This is a genomic window from Salinicola acroporae, from assembly GCF_003206615.1.
GTDB classification, from domain to species: domain Bacteria; phylum Pseudomonadota; class Gammaproteobacteria; order Pseudomonadales; family Halomonadaceae; genus Salinicola; species Salinicola acroporae.
In genome coordinates, this window is the sequence record NZ_PZJW01000010.1 from 32,122 (window position 1) to 49,444 (window position 17,323).

A 17,323-nucleotide genomic window follows, 5' to 3' on the forward strand; every position below is an offset into this window, starting at 1 on the left:
TTGGGTTTCTCGCCCGGGGCGGCCAGTGTCTCGGCGGCGCAGGATTCTCCGGTCCCGGCCGAGGCCGTGACGCTTGCGGGAGCGCAGCAGTGGATACTGCACGGCGATGTACCAGCACGAGATTACTTGATTCAGGCGGGGGTGCCCGATTCGCCGCCGCCAGCGAATGGCTATCCGGTGTTGTACGTGCTCGATGGCAATGCGCACTTCCCGCTTGCCGTTGCCTCGCGGGCCGCGCTCACCCTCGATGGGCCATATGGCGAGACCGTTCCATGGTTGATCGTGGGCATCGGTTACCCCGGAGTGAATCGGTTCGCGGGTGCCGCGCGCAGCGAGGATTACACCCCGGCGCTGGCCCCAGGCATCGAGCTCGATCGTCACGGCCGTCCAATCGGGGGAGCCGAGGCGTTCCGTGAATTTCTCGAGCGCCAACTGCAGCCGATGATCGCTCGACGCTTTACTGTCGATGAATCGCACCAGGCGCTCCTGGGTCACTCCTACGGCGGACTGTTCGTGTTGGACACGCTACTCGAGCAACCGCAGATGTTCAGCGATTACATCGCAGTCAGCCCGTCGCTCTGGTGGCAGGAAGGACGATTATTCGATCGGCTCGAGCATCTGGGCGGCATGAACGTGAATGACAGGAGAGTGCTGATCGGCCTCGGCGAGTTCGAGGCGAAGGCCGCGAATCACGGCGACGGGGGCGGCGTATCGACACGATTGAGCGACGTCGCGCGATTCGCCGACGAACTGCAACGACATCGGCCCACGTGGCATGTCGAGGACCGCACCTTTCCAAGCGTTGGCCACGGCAATGTCATGTGGCCGGCGATGGCCGCACTATGGCCATTTCTGGCACCCGTCGTTCGATACGACCCCGACTCCCATACGCCACCCGATGACAAAAAGGCACAGTGAAGGCAGGGCATACGCGGATGATCTGAACCACACTGCGAAAGGAACGATTTGATACCCAGGAGGCGATCGAATGGCAGGACGACACGGTTTCCAGGCTCCCGCGGGCTTCATGCCGCCTCACGTTCTCGAACGCATCATGTCTCACGGCAACACGAGGCTTCAGCAATGTGCGCGGATGACACTGCAGGCCGACGCCCAGTTCCGGCTGCGCAACGCTTCCGCGCCCATGGCCCGCCCGGCGGACAGCGACCGGCCGGGCCAGGCCGCGCGATATATCTACTCCGCCGGTAACCAGCAGACGCTACCCGGCAATCTGGTGCGGCAGGAAGGTGCACCGGAGAGCGGCGATATCGCAGTGGACGAGGCGTATCAATGGCTGGGTGCCACGCATCTTTTCTACTGGCAGGTCTTCGAGCGCGACTCCATCGACAGTGACGGGATGGCGTTGCTGGGTACGGTCCATTATGGCGAGGCTTATGACAACGCCTTCTGGAACGGCGCCCAGATGGTGTTCGGCGATGGTGACGGCGAGCTGTTCAATCGCTTCACGGCGGCGCTGGATGTGGTCGCTCACGAGCTGACCCATGGCGTCATCGAACGCGAGGCCGGTCTCGTCTACGCGGATCAGTCCGGTGCCCTGAACGAATCCCTGGCGGATGTCTTTGGCGCCATGGTCAAGCAGCACCACTTCGAGCAGAACGTCGAGGAGGCGGACTGGCTGATCGGCGAGGGACTCCTGACCGACCGGGTCAACGGTCGCGCCCTGCGCTCGATGGCCAAACCGGGAACTGCCTACGATGATCCGGTGTTGGGCAAGGATCCCCAGCCGGGGCATATGGACGACTTCGTGCGAACCTCATCGGACAACGGTGGGGTACATATCAATTCGGGCATTCCCAACCGGGCATTCTACCTGGCGGCGACCAGCCTGGGCGGGTTTGCCTGGGAGCAGGCGGGGCCGGTCTGGTTCGATGCGTTGACCGATTCCCGCCTGCAGCGCGATGGCGATTTTGTCCAGTTTGCCCGGCTGACGGTCGACTGTGCTGCCAAGCGCTTCGGCAGTGACAGCGCTGCCATGCGATTCGTCAACCAGGCATGGATCGATGTGGGCGTTCTGTCATGACCGGCGACGAATCGAGCGGCAATGATCTCCTCGAGCCGACCAGCGTGATCGTCGTCACCCGTGAAGGGGGATTCGTCGTGACCCCTGGACTGTCGGCGCCGCGGAAGATCGAGTGCAGGCAACTGAACGCGCGGCAACGACGCCGGCTCCAAGCGGTGCTCGACGAACTCGATCGACATGGCGGCGAGTCGGCCCCGACGGGAGCCGACCGGCGTTCCTTCCGGGTCACGCTGGAGGTGACGGCAGGATGTCCCCGGCGTGAATGGGAGCTGGACGAGAGTGCAGCGCCCAGGTCGTTGATTGGGCTATGGAAACGAGGTGTCGAGGAGCTGGACGAGAGTGCTGACTAACCGCGAAAGCGAAGGGCGCGGGAGTTTTTTTGATTTTTCGAGGAACTCCATCGCGCTATCGCACTCTGATCTAGTAGCCCAGGACGGGCGCACAGCGTAGGCCGGGCCTGAATTGGGTCCGGCTTCTTTTTTGTCTTACGTCGCCTGATTCTTTGGCCTCGGCATCGATAATACCTACCCTATGACGAGCCGGCTTGGCTCGTTTTGTTGCATCTGTCGATCCTGAAACGCCGTTGTCCTGAGCATGGGTGGCGATAGGTCGCGCGGTGGTAGGGGGAGCTTATGCGTCAGAGAATCACGCCGCGGTTACGCCATTGGGCCGTCGTCGGTCTGCTGGTGGCACTGCTGATCCTGCTGCTGGCGGCCTGGTTCGGTGGGAAGGGGGCGCTTGGGCTTTCGTCGCATTCGCCCGGCGATCAGGCATCCGTCACGGCCGAGGCGCGGTTGCAGCACGCCTTCGAGGCGCGAAGAGATGACTTCTGGGTCGAGGCCTCGGGGCGGATCGTTCGGGTGCTGCCGGACGATCTCGACGGGAGTCGCCACCAGCGGATCATCGTCGCGCTCGCCACTGGCCAGACGTTGTTGATTGCCCACAATATCGACCTGGCCCCGCGAATCGAATCCCTGGAACCGGGCGGTCGTCTAGGTTTTCGTGGCGAGTATGTCTGGAATGCCCGGGGCGGCGTGATTCACTGGACTCATCACGACCCCGGTGGCAATAGCGTGGGTGGCTGGCTGGAGTATCAGGGCCGGCGCTATCGCTAGGCTGGCCCGAGAGGTGGCGGCGCTCGCTCACTGCCAGGACGCCGTCCTCGGAGTGGGCTGCTGTCTGATATCAGCGAGCGTAGACCCGCATCCGGCGTTTGGCGGGCCGGTGGCTCGGGTGCCACCGGCGGGACAGCCACCACATGCCGAGCCAGTCCCGGGCGTGCCCCAGCGATCCGGCAGCTAATTGCCAGGGAGAGGCATGGGCCGACGGCGCCCGCAGGTTGACCCGGTAGCTGCTCGTCTGGCCGCCACGGCGGCGGATCAGCAGCGGGAGGAATCGCTGTAGCTTGTCGATGGATGGTAGCGCCACCAGCGCTTCCCGCTTGACCAGGCGCAGACCGCAGCTGTCGCCATCGGCGAGTTCGATGCCGGCTCTTCTGAAGGCGCGGAAGAGGGCTCGCTTCCAGCGACAACGAGGGTCGAGTGGAATCCCCTCGACCAGCGTCAACCCTTGGTGCTCTGCCTCGCAGAGCATGTCGGGGATGTCGTGCGGATCATCCCGACCGTCGGCGGCCAGCGTCGCGATCCACTCGCCCCGCGCCAGATTGCCGGCTCGCCACGACGCGGCGTCGCCGCCGGTGGGCGTGGATTGACGATAGAGCCTGATCCGGTCGTCGGTAGCGGCCAGTCGTGCCAATCGGCCATGGTCGCTCTCGCCCGAAGCGTCGTCGATTACCACGAACTCCAGGGCGGCAGCGTGCCGAAGCGCAGTGGATGCCTCCGCGACCACGTGTTCGACGCGGTGAGAAGCGTCGTGGACGATGATGACAAGTGATAGCTTGGGCAGCTCGAGCATGATGAAATCCTGTAGGTTTCCAAAGCGTCGACTTTGCTCGTCGTGTTCGGAATCCGCACTATGGCAGCCTATTCTTAAAACCGGCTTAGTGAATCACCCAGCCGCCATCGGATGCGCTGCTTATTTTCCAACAGGTTCGTGACAGTAGAAAGTCAGGTTGAGGGAACCAATGGCGTGCTGCCGTGGTATTGATAGAGCCGAATTGACAGAGCCGAGCGTCGCCGCTGACAGCGACCGTGAGAGAGAACGCCATGAGGGTAATGCTGGTTGAGGACGATCCGTTGCTTGGCGAGGGTGTCGTCGATGTCCTTCAACGCGAACAAATGGTGCCCGAATGGCTGACCGAGGGGCGTGGCGTCTGCGAAGCGCTGGAGGGTTCCAGCTTCGATGCGCTGATACTGGATCTGGGATTGCCCGACATCGATGGCTTCGAGATCCTCAGGCAGTTGCGGGAGGGGCACAGCCAGATTCCCGTGCTGGTGCTGACGGCGCGGGACGAGGTGGTCGATCGTATCCGCGGTCTCGACAGCGGCGCGGACGACTACCTCGTCAAGCCTTTCGACAATGGCGAGCTGCTGGCACGTTTGAGGGCGTTGGTCCGACGCAGCGCGGGACGCGCGTCTCCGATAGTGACGTGCGGCCGGCTGTCGCTGGATCCGGCCGCCCACGAAATAAGCTTCGATCGGGCCGTGGTGGCGCTGGGGCGTCGGGAACACGACCTGCTTGCCCACCTGATGACGCACCCAGGCCAGGTGTTCACCCGCGACCAGTTGGTGGAAGTGCTCTATGGCTGGGACGCCGAGGTCGAGAGCAACGTCATCGAGGTCCATGTCCATCACCTGCGGCGTAAGTTCGGCAGCGACGTGGTTGCGACAGTGCGCAACGTTGGCTATCGACTGGGGGCGGTGGGTTGATCTCGATTCGCCGCTATCTCAGGCGTGTCCTGCTGTTCTCGGTGACCTTGATCACCACGATCGCGGCGCTCTGGAGCTATCACGACACGCGGGACCAGATCAACGAATTGTTCGATGCCGAGCTGGCGCAGACCACGCGCACGATGGTGGCGCTCTATTTCGAGTATCGCGGTGGTCAGGGCCGAACCAGCGATGACCTGATCGCCGATCTACAGATGCAGCCGGTGATGGTCCCCGACAATGCCACCGATGCGCCGACGCCGCTGGGCCATCCGTACGAGAAGAAGTTGGGGTTCCAGATCTGGGACGACGACGGCCACGCCCTGTTGGGCATGAGGGCGCCGGGCGTGCTGGATACACTGATCCCCGTGCCGGGTTACGCGCAGACCACGGGTGAACATCACGATTGGCGGACGTTCACGCTGTACGACGAGGTTCACGGCGTGTGGGCCAGTGCCGCCCAGCGCGACGACGTGCGCGACGAACTGACTTGGCAGATCGCGCTGCGCAATCTGATGCCTCCGGTGATCGGGGTGCTGTTGATCGCCCTGCTGATCCCGTTCGTCATCGCCCGTGGCTTCTCTCCCTTGTTGCGTATCAGTCGCCAGATCACGGCGCGGCGGCCGAGCTACCTGGAGCCGATCGATGGCAGCGAGGCCCCCGAGGAAATTCGGGGCATGGTCGAGGCGCTGAACGGGCTATTTGGTCGTCTGGCCGAAACGCTGGAGAAGGAGCGCCGTTTCACCGCCAATGCCGCCCATGAGTTGCGCACCCCTCTGGCTGCGATCAAGGTTCATGCCCAGAACCTGGCCAGCGATACCACCGAGGAGCGCTCGCAGCGCGGTGCACGCTCCATCATCAACGGTGTCGACCGCATGACGCGGGTCGTCGAACAGTTGTTGACGCTCTCCCGCCTCGAGAGCGGCGAGGGTATGAACCGGCAGATGGTAGGCCTGAAGCGGTTGGGGCGGGAACTGCAGCGGGACATGCAGCCGCTGGTCGAGCGGCGAGGCATCCGCTTCACGCAGGAAATTCCCGATGCACTCCAGATTCACAGCTACGAGAACGGCCTCTACGTGCTGCTGCGCAATCTGCTCGACAACGCCCTGCGTTACACTCCCGAGGACGGCGAGGTGAGATTGCGGATGTGGCAGACCGGGGACCGGCTGCATATCGAGATCGCCGACAGCGGCCCGGGGATAGCGGTCGCCGAGCGTGAGCGTGTCTTCGAGCGATTCGTGCGCCTGGCGGGACAGCAGACCAGTGGGTCGGGGCTGGGCCTGTCGATCGTGCAGGAACTGGCCGAGAGGCTTGGCGGGGAGATCCGGCTCGACCAGACGTCGCTGCCGGTCGACAGCGGGCTGAGCGTTCACGTCACGCTGCCGCTGGAGTGAGGCTGTCGCCGTCTCGTGCTCCATCGTCGTCCGTCAACAGGAGTTTGCCGATGCTTCGCTTTCTGATCCCCCTCCTGGCCCTGGTCCTGTTCATGGGCTACACGGTCTTCGCCATCGCGACCAGCGACCAGAGCCTGGGCGCTTTCGCCAGCGAGCTGATGAGTCGGCCGACCACCGCGCTGGTGGTGTTCGACGTCTATCTGGCGCTGCTGCTGATCGCGACCTGGATGTTCTTCGATGCCCGTAAGCGGGGCTACGGCGCTGGCTATCTGGCGCTGTTCTACGTCATCACCTTCTGTTTCGGCTCGGCCGGTCCGCTGGCCTACCTGACCTTGCGTGGCTGGCACGACTATCGCCGGACGCGGCGGTGAGTCGCCGCGCCCCGCGCTTCATAACGGCGTCTTGCTCTGCTCGCCGGGAATTTCGCGCACCAGCCGTGGCATCAGGAAGCCGGCGAGACGCTGGCGTAGCGCGTTGATCAATCGACGCGCCTCGGCATCGGGGACGTCGAAATGAGCGGCGCCCGACACCGGATCGAGCACGTGCAGGTAGTAGGGCAGTACGCCTGCCTCGATCAGCCGTTCCGAGAGCGCGGCCAGCGCTTCCACGTCGTCGTTCACGCCGCGCAGCAGCACGCTCTGGTTGAGCAAGGTGACGCCGGCCGCCTTCAGCCGCTCGCAGGCGTCGACCACCGCGCCGTCGATCTCCTGGGCGTGATTGATGTGCAGCACCATCACCTTCTGCAGGCGCGTGCCGCCGAGCCAGTCGAGTAGGGCGGCGTCGATACGATCGGGTATCACCACCGGCAGGCGCGAATGAATTCGCAGCCGCTTGAGATGGGGGATCGCCTCCAGTTGCCGGACCAGTGCCGCCAGCCGACGGTCTGGCGAGGCGAGGGGGTCGCCGCCGGAGAGGATCACCTCCTGAATGGAGTCGTCGTGGCGCAGGTAATCCAGCGTCGTGTCCCATTCGCGCATCGACGGAGCGTTGTCGGCGTAGGGGAAGTGACGGCGGAAGCAGTAGCGACAGTTGATCGCGCAGGTGGGGCTGGCAATCAGCAACGCCCGGCCGGGGTACTTGTGAATCAGCCCCGGCTTGGGCGTGTGGTCGCGCTCTTCCAGCGGGTCGTCGATGAAGCCCGCAACGGTGTCGCTCTCGGCCTCCAGTGGCAGTACCTGGCGCAGCAGGGGGTCGCCGGGGTCGCCGTGCGTTATCCGGGACAGATAGGCTTCCGGCACGCGCACGGGAAACAGCGCATGCCCGCGTCGGGCGCCCACCATCCACTCGGGGTCCAGCGCCAGGCGCTGGCACAGCGTGATCGGATCGCGGATCACCTCGCGCAATTGCCGCTGCCAGTCGCCTTCCGGTGCGATGGCCGCGGCCACGTCGGATACGACCTCTTCGCAATGCACAGCGATCGGGGTTCGGGTTATCATGCGGAGCACTCGAAATCAGAGCGCGTGCCGAGGAAACTCTGAATCGATGGCCGCGCGAGCGATCCGCCGCGTTGCGCGGTACCCGAACACTCTCCTAACACCAGCTTAGGTTTCGTGTTCAGTGTGCCGTGCGCCTTGCGTATCATCTCGCTCGCCTATTGCTTCAGCGCTTCCCAACATCGCGCGGTTCGGGATTTTTCGTCGCGGACGGCCCGCGAACGGTTACTAGTGAGGAATCATGGCGAACTATTCTACCAACGAATTCAAGGGCGGCCTTAAGGTGATGCTGGATGGCGACCCGTGCAACATTCTCGAGAACGAATTCGTCAAGCCGGGAAAAGGTCAGGCCTTCAATCGCGTCAAGCTCCGCAACCTGATCACCGGGCGCGTCTGGGAGCGCACCTTCAAATCGGGCGAGTCGCTCGAGGGCGCCGACGTGATGGACCTGGACATGGAGTACGTCTACACCGACGGCGACATGTGGCACTTCATGAAGACCGATGGCTCCTTCGAGCAGTACGCGGTAGACAAGAAAGCCATCGGCGATGTCGAGAAGTGGCTCAAGGAGCAGGCGGTCTACACCGTGACGTTGTGGAACGATAACGCCATCGCCGTCTCGCCGCCCAACTTCCTCGAGCTCGAAGTGGTCGAGACCGATCCCGGGCTCAAGGGCGACACCGCCCAGGGCGGCTCCAAGCCGGCGACGCTCTCCTCCGGCGCAGTGGTTCGTGTACCGCTGTTCATCAACCAGGGCGAAGTGCTGAAGGTCGATACGCGCAGTGGCGAGTACGTCTCCCGAGCCTGAGAGGTTCTTCCTGCGCACGTGCCTGGCGGCGTTGGATTCCGCCTCGACATGCTCATTTGGGAACCACCAGACTCCGCTGTCTCGTTGGAATCCACCTTGCCAGGCGCGCGCTCGGAGAGAACGCGGCGTTTGCGGAAGAACCCCGATATTGATTCCTCGAAAGCCACGCCTGCGCGTGGCTTTCGTCGTTAGGGCGTTGTCTTGGGTGGCCGGGACCGTATCGACTGCCATTTGCCGATCGCATCATGTTGGCTACGCTTTGTCTGAAATATGCCTGCGCTCAACCATACGGTGTTAAAAAACGGCTGGAACGCCAGCCCGAGCTCGGCGCCCCGTCAAGATGCTCATCTACCCCGCGTAAACTGGAGTGCCAGCCCAGTTCTTTTTTTCGCCGATTTTTTGCCTTGCCTGGCTCTCGCTCGTCGATTTTTCAGACAGAGCTCAGGTCGTTTGCCGGATAGTGAGTGAGGGACAGTGAAATGGCCAGATTGACGGGACGCAAGGCGTTGATCACCGGCGGCGCCAGCGGTATCGGTCTGGCGACGGTGGAGCGCTTTCTCGCCGAGGGTGCCGATGTCGTGATGATCGATTGCGACGCGGAAGCGCTGAGGCGAGAGTCAGCAAGGCTGGACGCCAGCCCCGGCTTGCGCTGCTTCGGCGTCGAGGCGGACGTGGCGGATGCCGAGAGTGTCGCTGCCGGCGTCGCCACAGCGCTCTCGATGTCAGGACACATCGACGTGCTGGTCAACTCGGCTGGCGTCAATGTATTCAGCGACCCGTTGACGACCGATGAGGCGAGCTGGCGGCGCTGCCTGGCGATCAATCTGGAAGGGGCCTGGCATGTGATCCAGGCGCTGCTGCCGGAGATGCTGGCACGCGGCTATGGCCACGTGGTCAATATCGCCTCGGTGCACGGCCACAAGATCATTCCCGGCGCCTTTCCCTACCCGGTGGCCAAGCATGGCTTGATCGGGCTGACCCGCGCGCTCGGCATCGAGTACGCCGCCCGCGGGTTGCGCTTCAACTCGATCTCGCCGGGGCTGATTCGTACCCCCTCGGCCCAGGCGTGGCTGGACGGGCTCGACGAGACCGAGCGTCAGCGTCAGATATCTCTGCTGCCGTGCCAGCGTATCGGCGAGGCGGCAGAAGTGGCCAACACCGCCCTGTTCCTGGCCAGCGACGAGGCGCGCTTCATCAATGCCACCGATATCCTGATCGACGGTGGCCGCAGCCAGGTCTATCACTCGTGACGACAACGCCCTGGCCAGATGACTGGCAACCCTCGGCGACGATCGAGACGCTGCGCCAGCGGGCGCGACTGCTGGCGGCGGTACGCGCCTTCTTCGCCGCCCGCGGCGTGCTCGAGGTGGAGACGCCGGTCCTCGGCCACGCCGGCAGCACCGACCCCCACCTCGACTCGCTCTCGTTGAGCGCGACTACCCCCGCCGGGCGCGAGACGCTGTGGCTGCAGACCTCGCCGGAGTTCCACATGAAGCGCCTGCTGGCGGCGGGTAGCGGCCCGATCTTCCAGCTCGCCCGCAGCTTTCGCGATGGCGAAGTGGGGCGGCGTCACAATATCGAGTTCACCATGCTCGAATGGTACCGCCCGGGCTTCTCGCTGGTGGCGATGATCGACGAGTGCGAGGTGCTGATCCGCGCGCTGGTGCCGGCGGCCGGCCCGGCACGCCGGCGACGCTATCGCGAGCTATTCCGTGAGGCGCTGGCGCTCGACCCCTTCACCACGCCACTGGCCGAGCTGCAGCGGGTGGCGGGCAAGCACGGCGGGCTCGACATGCGCGATAGCGATCGCGACGGCTGTCTCGACCTGCTGATGAGTCTGGTCATCGAGCCGACGCTGGGGCGCGACGGCATCGACGTGGTGGTTGACTATCCCGCCAGTCAGGCGGCGCTGGCGCGCAAGCGGATCGACGAGGCGGGCACCGAGGTCGCGTCTCGCTTCGAGATCTACCTGCAGGGCATCGAGCTCGCCAACGGCTATGACGAGCTGACCGACGCCCAGGAGCAGGCGGCGCGTTTCGCCGCCGACAACGCTGTCCGCACCGCCGCAGGTAAGCCCTCCGTAGCCGCCGACAAGCGCTTGGTCGCTGCGCTTGAGTCGGGCATGCCAGCAGGTAGCGGGGTAGCGCTGGGGATCGATCGCCTGATCCAGCTGGCGCTGGGCAAGGAATCCCTTGCCGAGGTCATGGCGTTTCCGACGCCGCGCTGCTGACCGGCCATTGCGCTGCTACCACGCTACCCGCCGTCTTTCACCGAAGGGCCATAGCGTCACGATCTCGCTGAGTAGTTGCTTGGCGGCCGGGGAGAGCGGCCGCTGACGGCGCACGATGACATGGGACTCGGCTTCCCGGAATACCGGATGATCGACCTCCAGCGCCACCAGTTGGCCGCGCCGCAGTTCGTGCAGTAGCGCCACACTGCCGATGAAGGTCACGCCGTTGCCGGAGCTGACGTACTGCTTCAGCGTCGCCAGGGAGTTGCTGACCAGGCTGGCATGGAAATGTCGCTTGCTCAGGACTTCCACGGCGTCGATCAGTTGGCGGATGCCGTAGCCGTGACCTACCAGGCCCAGGGGCCATTCGAGGATGGCGTCCAGCGCGAGCGGCTGGGGCAACCGAGTGAGCGGATGCTCGGGGTGGACGATGGCGCAGAGCGGCTGGCGGATGGCGGCCACCGACTCGATGCCGGGAATCAGCCGGGGCGCATAGGCGACGCCGATGTGGGCCTGGCCCTCGTAGACCTGGCGTACCACGTCGTTGACGCTGGCCAGGGTCATCTCGATCGTCAACTGCGGATGGCGGGCGCAGAAGTCGTTCATCACCCCGCTCATCAAACGGTCGCTGTATCCCTCGCTGATCGACAGGCTGATATGGCCGCGCTGCAGGCCGTCCAGTTCGGCCAGCTGTCCGAACACTGTCTGCTCGGCGACATCCCGCTCGCGATAGAAGTCGAGCAGGATGTCGCCGGCCTCGGTGGCTCGAACACCGCGGCCATGGCGCTCGACCAGGACCAGGCCGAGCGCCTGCTCGAGCTGGCGGATCTGCCGGCTGATGACGGAGGGTTCCACATCCAGTCGGTCCGACGCGGTGCGAATCGAGCCGGCCTCGAGCGCCTGCGAGAGGTAATAGAGCCAGCGGCTGTTCAGGTGAGTCGGGAATTTGTCGTTGTCATGCGCCACGGGGAGATTCCACAGGAATGGAATTACGAAGCATGCTTCGAGTGTTGCTTTTCAGGCAACACTAACCTGTCGACGAAAGTATTGTTTTCCTCCTGGCGGGATCTACTCTCGGTGAGAGCGACAGGTGCCGGGCGGCCATCCAGGAAACACTGCATAAATGCCTGAGCGAGCGAATTGCTGCGTTACGTGGTACTCGAACACTAACCCTATGTCATGTCTCGTGTTCCGTTTTCCATGTGCCTTGCGATTCATCCCGCTCGTCGATTTATTCAGCGCTTCCTGAATCCATAACAACAGCGTCCGTCCCTATCGCCAAAGACAATCATAAGATCGATAACGAGGTTCCTCATGGCGACTCCTTTCTCGCGTCGTTTTTCCGCTAAACGCCGCCGCCTGTTGGGTGGCATGACGATGGTAGCGCTCCTCTCCACTTGCGGTGCGATCTCGTCGCTGGCCGCTGCGCCAGCGGAGGCGAACACGATTCGCGCGGTCATGCACTCCGGTCTGCGCGTGCTCGATCCCATTACCACCACGGCCCACATCACCCGTGATCATGGCTACATGATCTGGGACACGCTGCTGGGCATGGACGACAAGTTCCAGCCACAGCCACAGATGGCCGACTGGGCGGTCTCCGATGATGGTATGACCTACACTTTCACCCTGCGCGACGGGTTGACCTGGCACGACGGCGGCCAGGTGACAGCCAAGGATGTGGTGGCGTCGTTCAAGCGCTGGGCCGCCCGCGATGGTGGCGGCCAGATGTTGATGGATCATGTCGCGAGTGTCGAAGCGACGGATCCCGCAACAATGACGCTGACACTGTCGTCGCCGTTCGCTTACGTGCTCGAACTGATGGCGAAGCCCTCGTCGGTGCCGCTGTTCGTGATGCCGGAGCGCATTGCCTCCAAGTCCCCTGACGAGACGCTGACGGTCGAGGATCAGATCGGCTCCGGGCCGTTCAAGTTCGTTGCCGACGAATATGACCCCGGCAACCGCGTCGTCTACGAGAAATTCGAGGACTATGTGCCCCGCGACGAGGCGGCCAGTTGGACTGCCGGTGGCAAGGTCGTCAACGTCGATCGTGTCGAGTGGATCAACATGAGCGACGCCCAGACGGCGCTCAACGCGCTCAATTCGGGAGAGATCGATTTTCTGGAGAATCCCTCCACCGACCTGTTGCCCGTGTTGCAGGCCAATCCCGAACTGACCATCGACAAGATCAACGAGCTCGGCAACCAGACGATCGGGCGTTTCAATTTTCTCTATCCGCCATTCGATAACCCCGAGATTCGGCGTGCCGCGCTACTGGCGATGAATCAGACCGACGTGCTGGCTTCCCTGATCGGCAACCCCGAGTTCTATACGCCCTGCGATTCGATGTATGGCTGCCAGACGCCGCTCGCGACCGACGCCGGCGCGCCGGACTCGCTGGCGACCGGCGGCGGGACCGAGGCGGCGAAGAAAATGCTGGCAGACGCCGGCTACGATGGTACGCCCATCGTCATGATGCAGCCGACCGATGCACCGACAGTCAGCCCACAGCCGGTGATCGCCGCGCAGCTGTTGCGCCAGGCCGGTTTCACTGTCGATCTACAGCCGATGGACTGGCAGACACTGGTCACCCGTCGTGCCAGCCAGCAACCTCCTTCGGAAGGCGGCTGGAACATGTTTTTCACCAACTGGTACATCCCGGAAGTGTGGAATCCGCTGGTCAACCCGATGCTCAATGGCCGCGGCAAGGATGGCGGCTGGTTCGGCTGGCCGGATGACGCCGAGCTCGAATCGATGCGCAACGAGTTCGCCAAGGCGACCAGTGACGAGGACCGCAAGGCGATCGCCGAGCGCATTCAGCAGCATGCCTTCGAACAGGTGACCTACCTGCCGTTGGGTGAGTACTCGGTCCCCGCCGCCTGGAACAATGACCTGTCCGGCATTCTGCATTCGCCGGTGCCGGTGTTCTGGAACATCACCAAGTCCGAGTAACGGGTGCTGGAGCGCGATCGACATCGCGCTCCGGGCCTGAGACGAACTGCAACGGAGTACGTTCATGTTCAGCTACTGTCTGCGTCGAACGCTGGCGGCAGTGCCGGTCATGGTGGTGGTGGCGCTGTTCGTCTTTCTGCTGCTCCGGCTCTCGCCGGGCGACCCCGCGGCGATCATCGCCGGTGACATGGCCACCCCGGCGCAACTGGATCGGATCCGCGAGACCCTGGGGCTGAACCAGCCGATCTACCTGCAATTCTTCCACTGGGCCGGGGAGCTGCTGCGGGGCGATTTCGGCACCTCCCTGATGTCCAACCTGCCGGTGACGCAACTGATGGCCCAGCGCCTGGAACCCACCGTCAGCCTGGCCCTGCTCAGCATCGTGCTCTCGGTGGTGGTGGCGGTGCCGATGGGCGTCATCGCAGCCTGGAAGCACGGTAGCCTGATCGACAACGCGGTGATGTCAGTCTCGGTGCTGGGCTTTTCGGTGCCGGTGTTCGTGATCGGCTACCTCCTGATCAAGGTATTCGCCATCGATCTCGGCTGGCTGCCGGTTCAGGGCTTCAAGCGGATATCCGAGGCGGGGTTCGGGCCCTTCATCAGACACGCCATTCTACCAGCGCTGATGCTGTCGACGATCTATATCGCGCTGATCGCGCGGATGACCCGGGCCAGCATGCTGGACGTGCTGGGAGAGGATTTCGTGCGGACCGCGCACGCCAAGGGCGCTAGCGAGACACGGGTGCTGTTCAAGCATGCATTACGCAACGCCGGCGTGCCGATTCTCGAGGTGATCGGTACCGGCTTCGCCTTGATGATCACCGGGGTGGTCGTCACCGAGAGCGTGTTCAATATCCCGGGGCTCGGCCGGCTGACGGTGGATGCCATCCTCTCGCGTGACTATCCGGTGATCCAGGGGCTGATTCTGGTGACCAGCGGCGTCTACGTGCTGATCAATCTGGCCATCGACCTCTCCTATGCGCTGCTCGACCCGAGGATTCGTTACCAATGAGCCTGTCACCCCCTCATGCCGCCCCTGATGTTGCCGGCGCCACCGTGCCGCGACGGCTACGCTTCTGGCCGCGCCAGCGCCCCGGTTGGACGGTGATGATCGCTGCCGTCTGCCTGGCCCTGATCGTGATCGTCGCCATCCTGGCGCCGTGGCTCGCTCCCCACGATCCGCTCGAGATGTCTCCGGCGAATCGCCTCAAGCCCCCCGGTACGGACTACTGGCTGGGCAGCGACGCCTATGGTCGCGATCTGCTGTCGCGTGTGCTCTACGGCGCTCGGGTCTCGCTGATCGTGGGTATCGGCAGTGCGCTGATCAGCGTGGTCATCGGTTTGCCGCTAGGCATCCTCGCCGGTTTCTTCCGCGGGTTGGATTCGCTGATCATGCGCGTCATGGACGGCCTGATGGCGATTCCCAGCGTGCTGCTGGCGATCGCCATCGTCTCGCTGATCAGCGCCAACCTGTGGACCGTGATGGCAGCGATCACCATCCCCGAGATTCCCAGGGTGGTGCGCCTGGTGCGCTCGGTGGTGCTTTCTGCACGGGAGGAACCCTACGTCGAAGCCGCCGTCTCGCTGGGCAGCAGTCTGACCACGGTGATGTGGCGTCACCTGATGCCCAACACGCTGGCCCCGCTGATCGTGATGAGCACCTACATCTGCGCCTCGGCCATCCTGACCGAAGCCATCCTCTCTTTCCTTGGGGCCGGCATCGGTACCGAGACCCCGACCTGGGGCAACATCATGTCGGAGGGTCGAACCTACTTCCTGATCAAGCCATCGTTGATCTTCTGGCCGGGCATCATGCTGTCGATCTGCATCCTGTCGATCAACCTGCTCGGCGATGCCGCGCGTGACCGCCTCGATCCCCGACTGCAGAAACGAGGAGGTGCGCAATGAGCGATGATGCCACTCACGCCGGGCTCGCCCCGGCGCCGGTGCTGGAGATTCGTGGGCTGAAAGTCACGACGCACGCTTCGCCGGCCAAGCCCATTCTCGAGGGCATCGATTTCTCGATAGCACCGGGCGAGACGCTCTGCCTGGTGGGCGAATCGGGCTCCGGCAAGTCGGTGACCTCGCTGGCGGTGATGGGGCTGCTGCCCAAGGGAAGTCTAACGGTGACCGGAGGGCGCATCGAGCTGGAGGGTAACGCCTTGCTTGATGCCTCCCCAAAACGACTGCGCGATCTGCGCGCCAGCCGTATGGCGATGATCTTCCAGGAGCCGATGACCGCCCTCAATCCCCTGATGCGGGTGGGGGAGCAGATCGAGGAGGTGCTGGTCATGCATCAGAAGGGGCTCTCCTCGACGCAGCGCCGGGAGCGCGTGCTCGAGATGCTAGATCAGGTCCAACTGCCGGATATCGAGCGGGTCTACGCCAGCTGGCCGCATCAGCTCTCCGGCGGCCAGCGCCAGCGCATCATGATCGCCATGGCGCTGATCCTGGAGCCCAAGTTGCTGATCGCCGACGAGCCCACGACGGCGCTGGATGTGACCACGCAGAAGCAGATTCTCAAACTGATCAAGCAGTTGCAGGAGCGTCACGGCACGTCGGTGCTGTTCATTACCCACGACATGGGGGTGGTGGCTGACATCGCCGATCGGGTGTGCGTCATGCGTCACGGCGAGGTGGTCGAGACCCAGCCGATCGAGGCGCTGTTGCGGCGGCCGAAGACAGACTATACCCGCCAGTTGCTGACGGCGGTGCCGAGCCTGCGGCCCAGAGCGGCGCGGGAGGTGACCGACCGCGAGATCGTGCTGGAAGCGATCGAGCTCGAAAAGCGCTACGGGCAGACCTCTCGATGGGCCCGGCTCACCGGCAGGGCTTCCGCCCAGACGCTGGCGGCGAGCGAAGTCAACTTCGCGCTGACCCGGGGACGCACCCTGGGTATCGTTGGCGAGAGCGGTTCCGGAAAATCGACCGTGGCGCGATGCGTGATGCGAATGATCGAGCCGACCGCTGGTGGCGTGCGGGTCATGGGCAAGGATATCGCCAGCCTCGGCAGAGCCGCGCTGAGGCCGCACCGCAAACGGATCCAGATGATTTTCCAGGATCCGTTCCGATCACTGAACCCGCGTTTGACCATCGGTGCCAGCCTGATCGAAGGACCCGTCAACTATGGCACGCCGCGCGGGGAGGCGCTGGCGCGCGCTGCCGAGTTGCTGGCGCTGGTAGGATTGCCGAAAGACGCGCTGGCGCGCTATCCCCATCAGTTCTCCGGCGGTCAGCGCCAGCGCATCGCGATCGCTCGCGCGTTGGCGATGGAACCGGACGTGCTGGTCGCCGACGAAGCGGTGTCGGCGCTGGATGTCTCGGTCCAGGCCCAGGTGCTCGCGCTGCTCGACGACATTCAGCGCCGGCTCGGCGTTGCGGTGCTGTTCATCACTCACGATTTGCGCGTCGCTGCCCAGATCTGCGACGAGGTGATGGTGATGCAGAAGGGCGTGGTCGTGGAGTACGGCCCGGCGAGCCGCGTGCTGGGCGCGCCGGAGCACCCCTACACCCGTTCGCTGATGCTGGCCGCGCCCGGACGGCACTGGGACTTCTCTCGGTTTCGGCCGCTCGATCGCGTCCTCGAGGAGACCCCGGCATCCGCGTCGAACGCTGCCGTCTACCCATGAAGGACCGG

At 64.0% G+C, this 17,323-nt stretch carries 17 protein-coding genes; 14 read left to right on the plus strand and 3 right to left on the minus strand.

From position 1 onward, the window contains the following. The 4 genes from DOM54_RS14915 to DOM54_RS14930 all read left to right on the plus strand — a co-directional run bounded on the left by DOM54_RS14915 (position 1) and on the right by DOM54_RS14930 (position 3,156). Positions 1 to 918 carry an alpha/beta hydrolase gene (locus tag DOM54_RS14915; RefSeq protein WP_162619892.1) on the plus strand — a complete coding sequence of 306 codons (918 nt, stop codon included), beginning with the start codon at positions 1 to 3 and terminating at the stop codon, positions 916 to 918. A gap of 70 nt (positions 919 to 988) precedes the next feature. Continuing rightward, positions 989 to 2,041, plus strand: a complete 1,053-nt coding sequence (locus DOM54_RS14920; RefSeq protein ID WP_110717106.1) for a M4 family metallopeptidase — start codon at positions 989 to 991, stop codon at positions 2,039 to 2,041. Next, a complete protein-coding gene (locus DOM54_RS14925) occupies positions 2,038 to 2,391 on the plus strand; it encodes a protealysin inhibitor emfourin (RefSeq protein ID WP_110717107.1) in 354 nt (117 codons plus the stop codon). Before DOM54_RS14920 ends, DOM54_RS14925 begins: the two co-directional genes overlap by 4 nt. A gap of 282 nt (positions 2,392 to 2,673) precedes the next feature. Continuing rightward, positions 2,674 to 3,156 (plus strand): DUF3465 domain-containing protein, encoded by a 483-nt coding sequence (locus tag DOM54_RS14930; RefSeq protein WP_110717108.1) that lies wholly within the window; start codon positions 2,674 to 2,676, stop codon positions 3,154 to 3,156. Between the two features lie 70 nt (positions 3,157 to 3,226). On the opposite strand, the gene DOM54_RS14935 is transcribed toward DOM54_RS14930, so the two are convergent. Beyond that, on the minus strand, positions 3,227 to 3,955 hold the full coding sequence (locus tag DOM54_RS14935; RefSeq protein ID WP_110717109.1) for a glycosyltransferase family 2 protein: 729 nt from the start codon (positions 3,953 to 3,955) through the stop codon (positions 3,227 to 3,229). 251 nt (positions 3,956 to 4,206) lie between these two features. Here DOM54_RS14935 and DOM54_RS14940 point away from each other — a divergent pair, with 251 nt between their 5' ends. The 3 genes from DOM54_RS14940 to DOM54_RS14950 are packed head-to-tail and all read left to right on the plus strand — an operon-like array spanning position 4,207 to position 6,634. Beyond that, on the plus strand, positions 4,207 to 4,869 hold the full coding sequence (locus DOM54_RS14940) for a response regulator (protein ID WP_110717110.1): 663 nt from the start codon (positions 4,207 to 4,209) through the stop codon (positions 4,867 to 4,869). Continuing rightward, positions 4,866 to 6,263, plus strand: coding sequence for an ATP-binding protein (locus tag DOM54_RS14945; RefSeq protein WP_110717111.1), 1,398 nt, complete (start codon positions 4,866 to 4,868; stop codon positions 6,261 to 6,263). Before DOM54_RS14940 ends, DOM54_RS14945 begins: the two co-directional genes overlap by 4 nt. A 50-nt stretch (positions 6,264 to 6,313) precedes the next feature. Beyond that, positions 6,314 to 6,634 carry a DUF2834 domain-containing protein gene (locus tag DOM54_RS14950; protein WP_110717112.1) on the plus strand — a complete coding sequence of 107 codons (321 nt, stop codon included), beginning with the start codon at positions 6,314 to 6,316 and terminating at the stop codon, positions 6,632 to 6,634. Between the two features lie 18 nt (positions 6,635 to 6,652). Here the strand turns inward: DOM54_RS14950 and epmB are convergent, their stop codons facing one another. Continuing rightward, a complete protein-coding gene (epmB, locus tag DOM54_RS14955; protein WP_110717113.1) occupies positions 6,653 to 7,699 on the minus strand; it encodes an EF-P beta-lysylation protein EpmB in 1,047 nt (348 codons plus the stop codon). Between the two features lie 238 nt (positions 7,700 to 7,937). On the opposite strand from epmB, the gene efp reads away from it, so the two are divergent. The 3 genes from efp to epmA all read left to right on the plus strand — a co-directional run bounded on the left by efp (position 7,938) and on the right by epmA (position 10,734). After that, the gene (gene efp, locus DOM54_RS14960; RefSeq protein ID WP_071231664.1) at positions 7,938 to 8,504 is read left to right on the plus strand and encodes an elongation factor P; all 567 of its coding nucleotides are present in this window, start codon (positions 7,938 to 7,940) and stop codon (positions 8,502 to 8,504) included. 479 nt (positions 8,505 to 8,983) lie between these two features. After that, positions 8,984 to 9,754 carry an SDR family oxidoreductase gene (locus DOM54_RS14965; RefSeq protein WP_110717114.1) on the plus strand — a complete coding sequence of 257 codons (771 nt, stop codon included), beginning with the start codon at positions 8,984 to 8,986 and terminating at the stop codon, positions 9,752 to 9,754. Further along, positions 9,751 to 10,734, plus strand: coding sequence for an EF-P lysine aminoacylase EpmA (epmA, locus tag DOM54_RS14970; protein WP_110717115.1), 984 nt, complete (start codon positions 9,751 to 9,753; stop codon positions 10,732 to 10,734). Before DOM54_RS14965 ends, epmA begins: the two co-directional genes overlap by 4 nt. Before the next feature lie 15 nt (positions 10,735 to 10,749). Here the strand turns inward: epmA and DOM54_RS14975 are convergent, their stop codons facing one another. After that, positions 10,750 to 11,700, minus strand: a complete 951-nt coding sequence (locus tag DOM54_RS14975; protein WP_110717116.1) for a LysR family transcriptional regulator — start codon at positions 11,698 to 11,700, stop codon at positions 10,750 to 10,752. A 348-nt stretch (positions 11,701 to 12,048) separates the two neighbouring features. On the opposite strand from DOM54_RS14975, the gene DOM54_RS14980 reads away from it, so the two are divergent. The 4 genes from DOM54_RS14980 to DOM54_RS14995 all read left to right on the plus strand — a co-directional run bounded on the left by DOM54_RS14980 (position 12,049) and on the right by DOM54_RS14995 (position 17,315). Continuing rightward, positions 12,049 to 13,686 (plus strand): ABC transporter substrate-binding protein, encoded by a 1,638-nt coding sequence (locus DOM54_RS14980; RefSeq protein WP_206019125.1) that lies wholly within the window; start codon positions 12,049 to 12,051, stop codon positions 13,684 to 13,686. Between the two features lie 64 nt (positions 13,687 to 13,750). Continuing rightward, positions 13,751 to 14,698, plus strand: a complete 948-nt coding sequence (locus tag DOM54_RS14985; RefSeq protein WP_110717117.1) for an ABC transporter permease — start codon at positions 13,751 to 13,753, stop codon at positions 14,696 to 14,698. After that, positions 14,695 to 15,594, plus strand: a complete 900-nt coding sequence (locus DOM54_RS14990) for an ABC transporter permease (RefSeq protein ID WP_110717118.1) — start codon at positions 14,695 to 14,697, stop codon at positions 15,592 to 15,594. The genes DOM54_RS14985 and DOM54_RS14990 overlap by 4 nt, the downstream gene beginning before the upstream one ends. After that, positions 15,591 to 17,315: an ABC transporter ATP-binding protein gene (locus DOM54_RS14995; protein ID WP_110717119.1), complete on the plus strand. Its 1,725-nt coding sequence runs from the start codon at positions 15,591 to 15,593 to the stop codon at positions 17,313 to 17,315. Before DOM54_RS14990 ends, DOM54_RS14995 begins: the two co-directional genes overlap by 4 nt. The last annotated feature ends 8 nt before the right edge of the window (positions 17,316 to 17,323 follow it).

Bases quoted from the DNA above. Each gene is read 5' to 3' on its own strand.
- DOM54_RS14920 (WP_110717106.1), top strand. From the start codon at position 989: ATGGCAGGACGACACGGTTTCCAGGCTCCCGCGGGCTTCATGCCGCCT.
- DOM54_RS14925 (WP_110717107.1), top strand. From the start codon at position 2,038: ATGACCGGCGACGAATCGAGCGGCAATGATCTCCTCGAGCCGACCAGC.
- DOM54_RS14930 (WP_110717108.1), top strand. From the start codon at position 2,674: ATGCGTCAGAGAATCACGCCGCGGTTACGCCATTGGGCCGTCGTCGGT.
- DOM54_RS14935 (WP_110717109.1), bottom strand. From the start codon at position 3,955: ATGCTCGAGCTGCCCAAGCTATCACTTGTCATCATCGTCCACGACGCT.
- DOM54_RS14940 (WP_110717110.1), top strand. From the start codon at position 4,207: ATGAGGGTAATGCTGGTTGAGGACGATCCGTTGCTTGGCGAGGGTGTC.
- DOM54_RS14950 (WP_110717112.1), top strand. From the start codon at position 6,314: ATGCTTCGCTTTCTGATCCCCCTCCTGGCCCTGGTCCTGTTCATGGGC.
- epmB (WP_110717113.1), bottom strand. From the start codon at position 7,699: ATGATAACCCGAACCCCGATCGCTGTGCATTGCGAAGAGGTCGTATCC.
- efp (WP_071231664.1), top strand. From the start codon at position 7,938: ATGGCGAACTATTCTACCAACGAATTCAAGGGCGGCCTTAAGGTGATG.
- DOM54_RS14965 (WP_110717114.1), top strand. From the start codon at position 8,984: ATGGCCAGATTGACGGGACGCAAGGCGTTGATCACCGGCGGCGCCAGC.
- DOM54_RS14980 (WP_206019125.1), top strand. From the start codon at position 12,049: ATGGCGACTCCTTTCTCGCGTCGTTTTTCCGCTAAACGCCGCCGCCTG.
- DOM54_RS14985 (WP_110717117.1), top strand. From the start codon at position 13,751: ATGTTCAGCTACTGTCTGCGTCGAACGCTGGCGGCAGTGCCGGTCATG.
- DOM54_RS14990 (WP_110717118.1), top strand. From the start codon at position 14,695: ATGAGCCTGTCACCCCCTCATGCCGCCCCTGATGTTGCCGGCGCCACC.
- DOM54_RS14995 (WP_110717119.1), top strand. From the start codon at position 15,591: ATGAGCGATGATGCCACTCACGCCGGGCTCGCCCCGGCGCCGGTGCTG.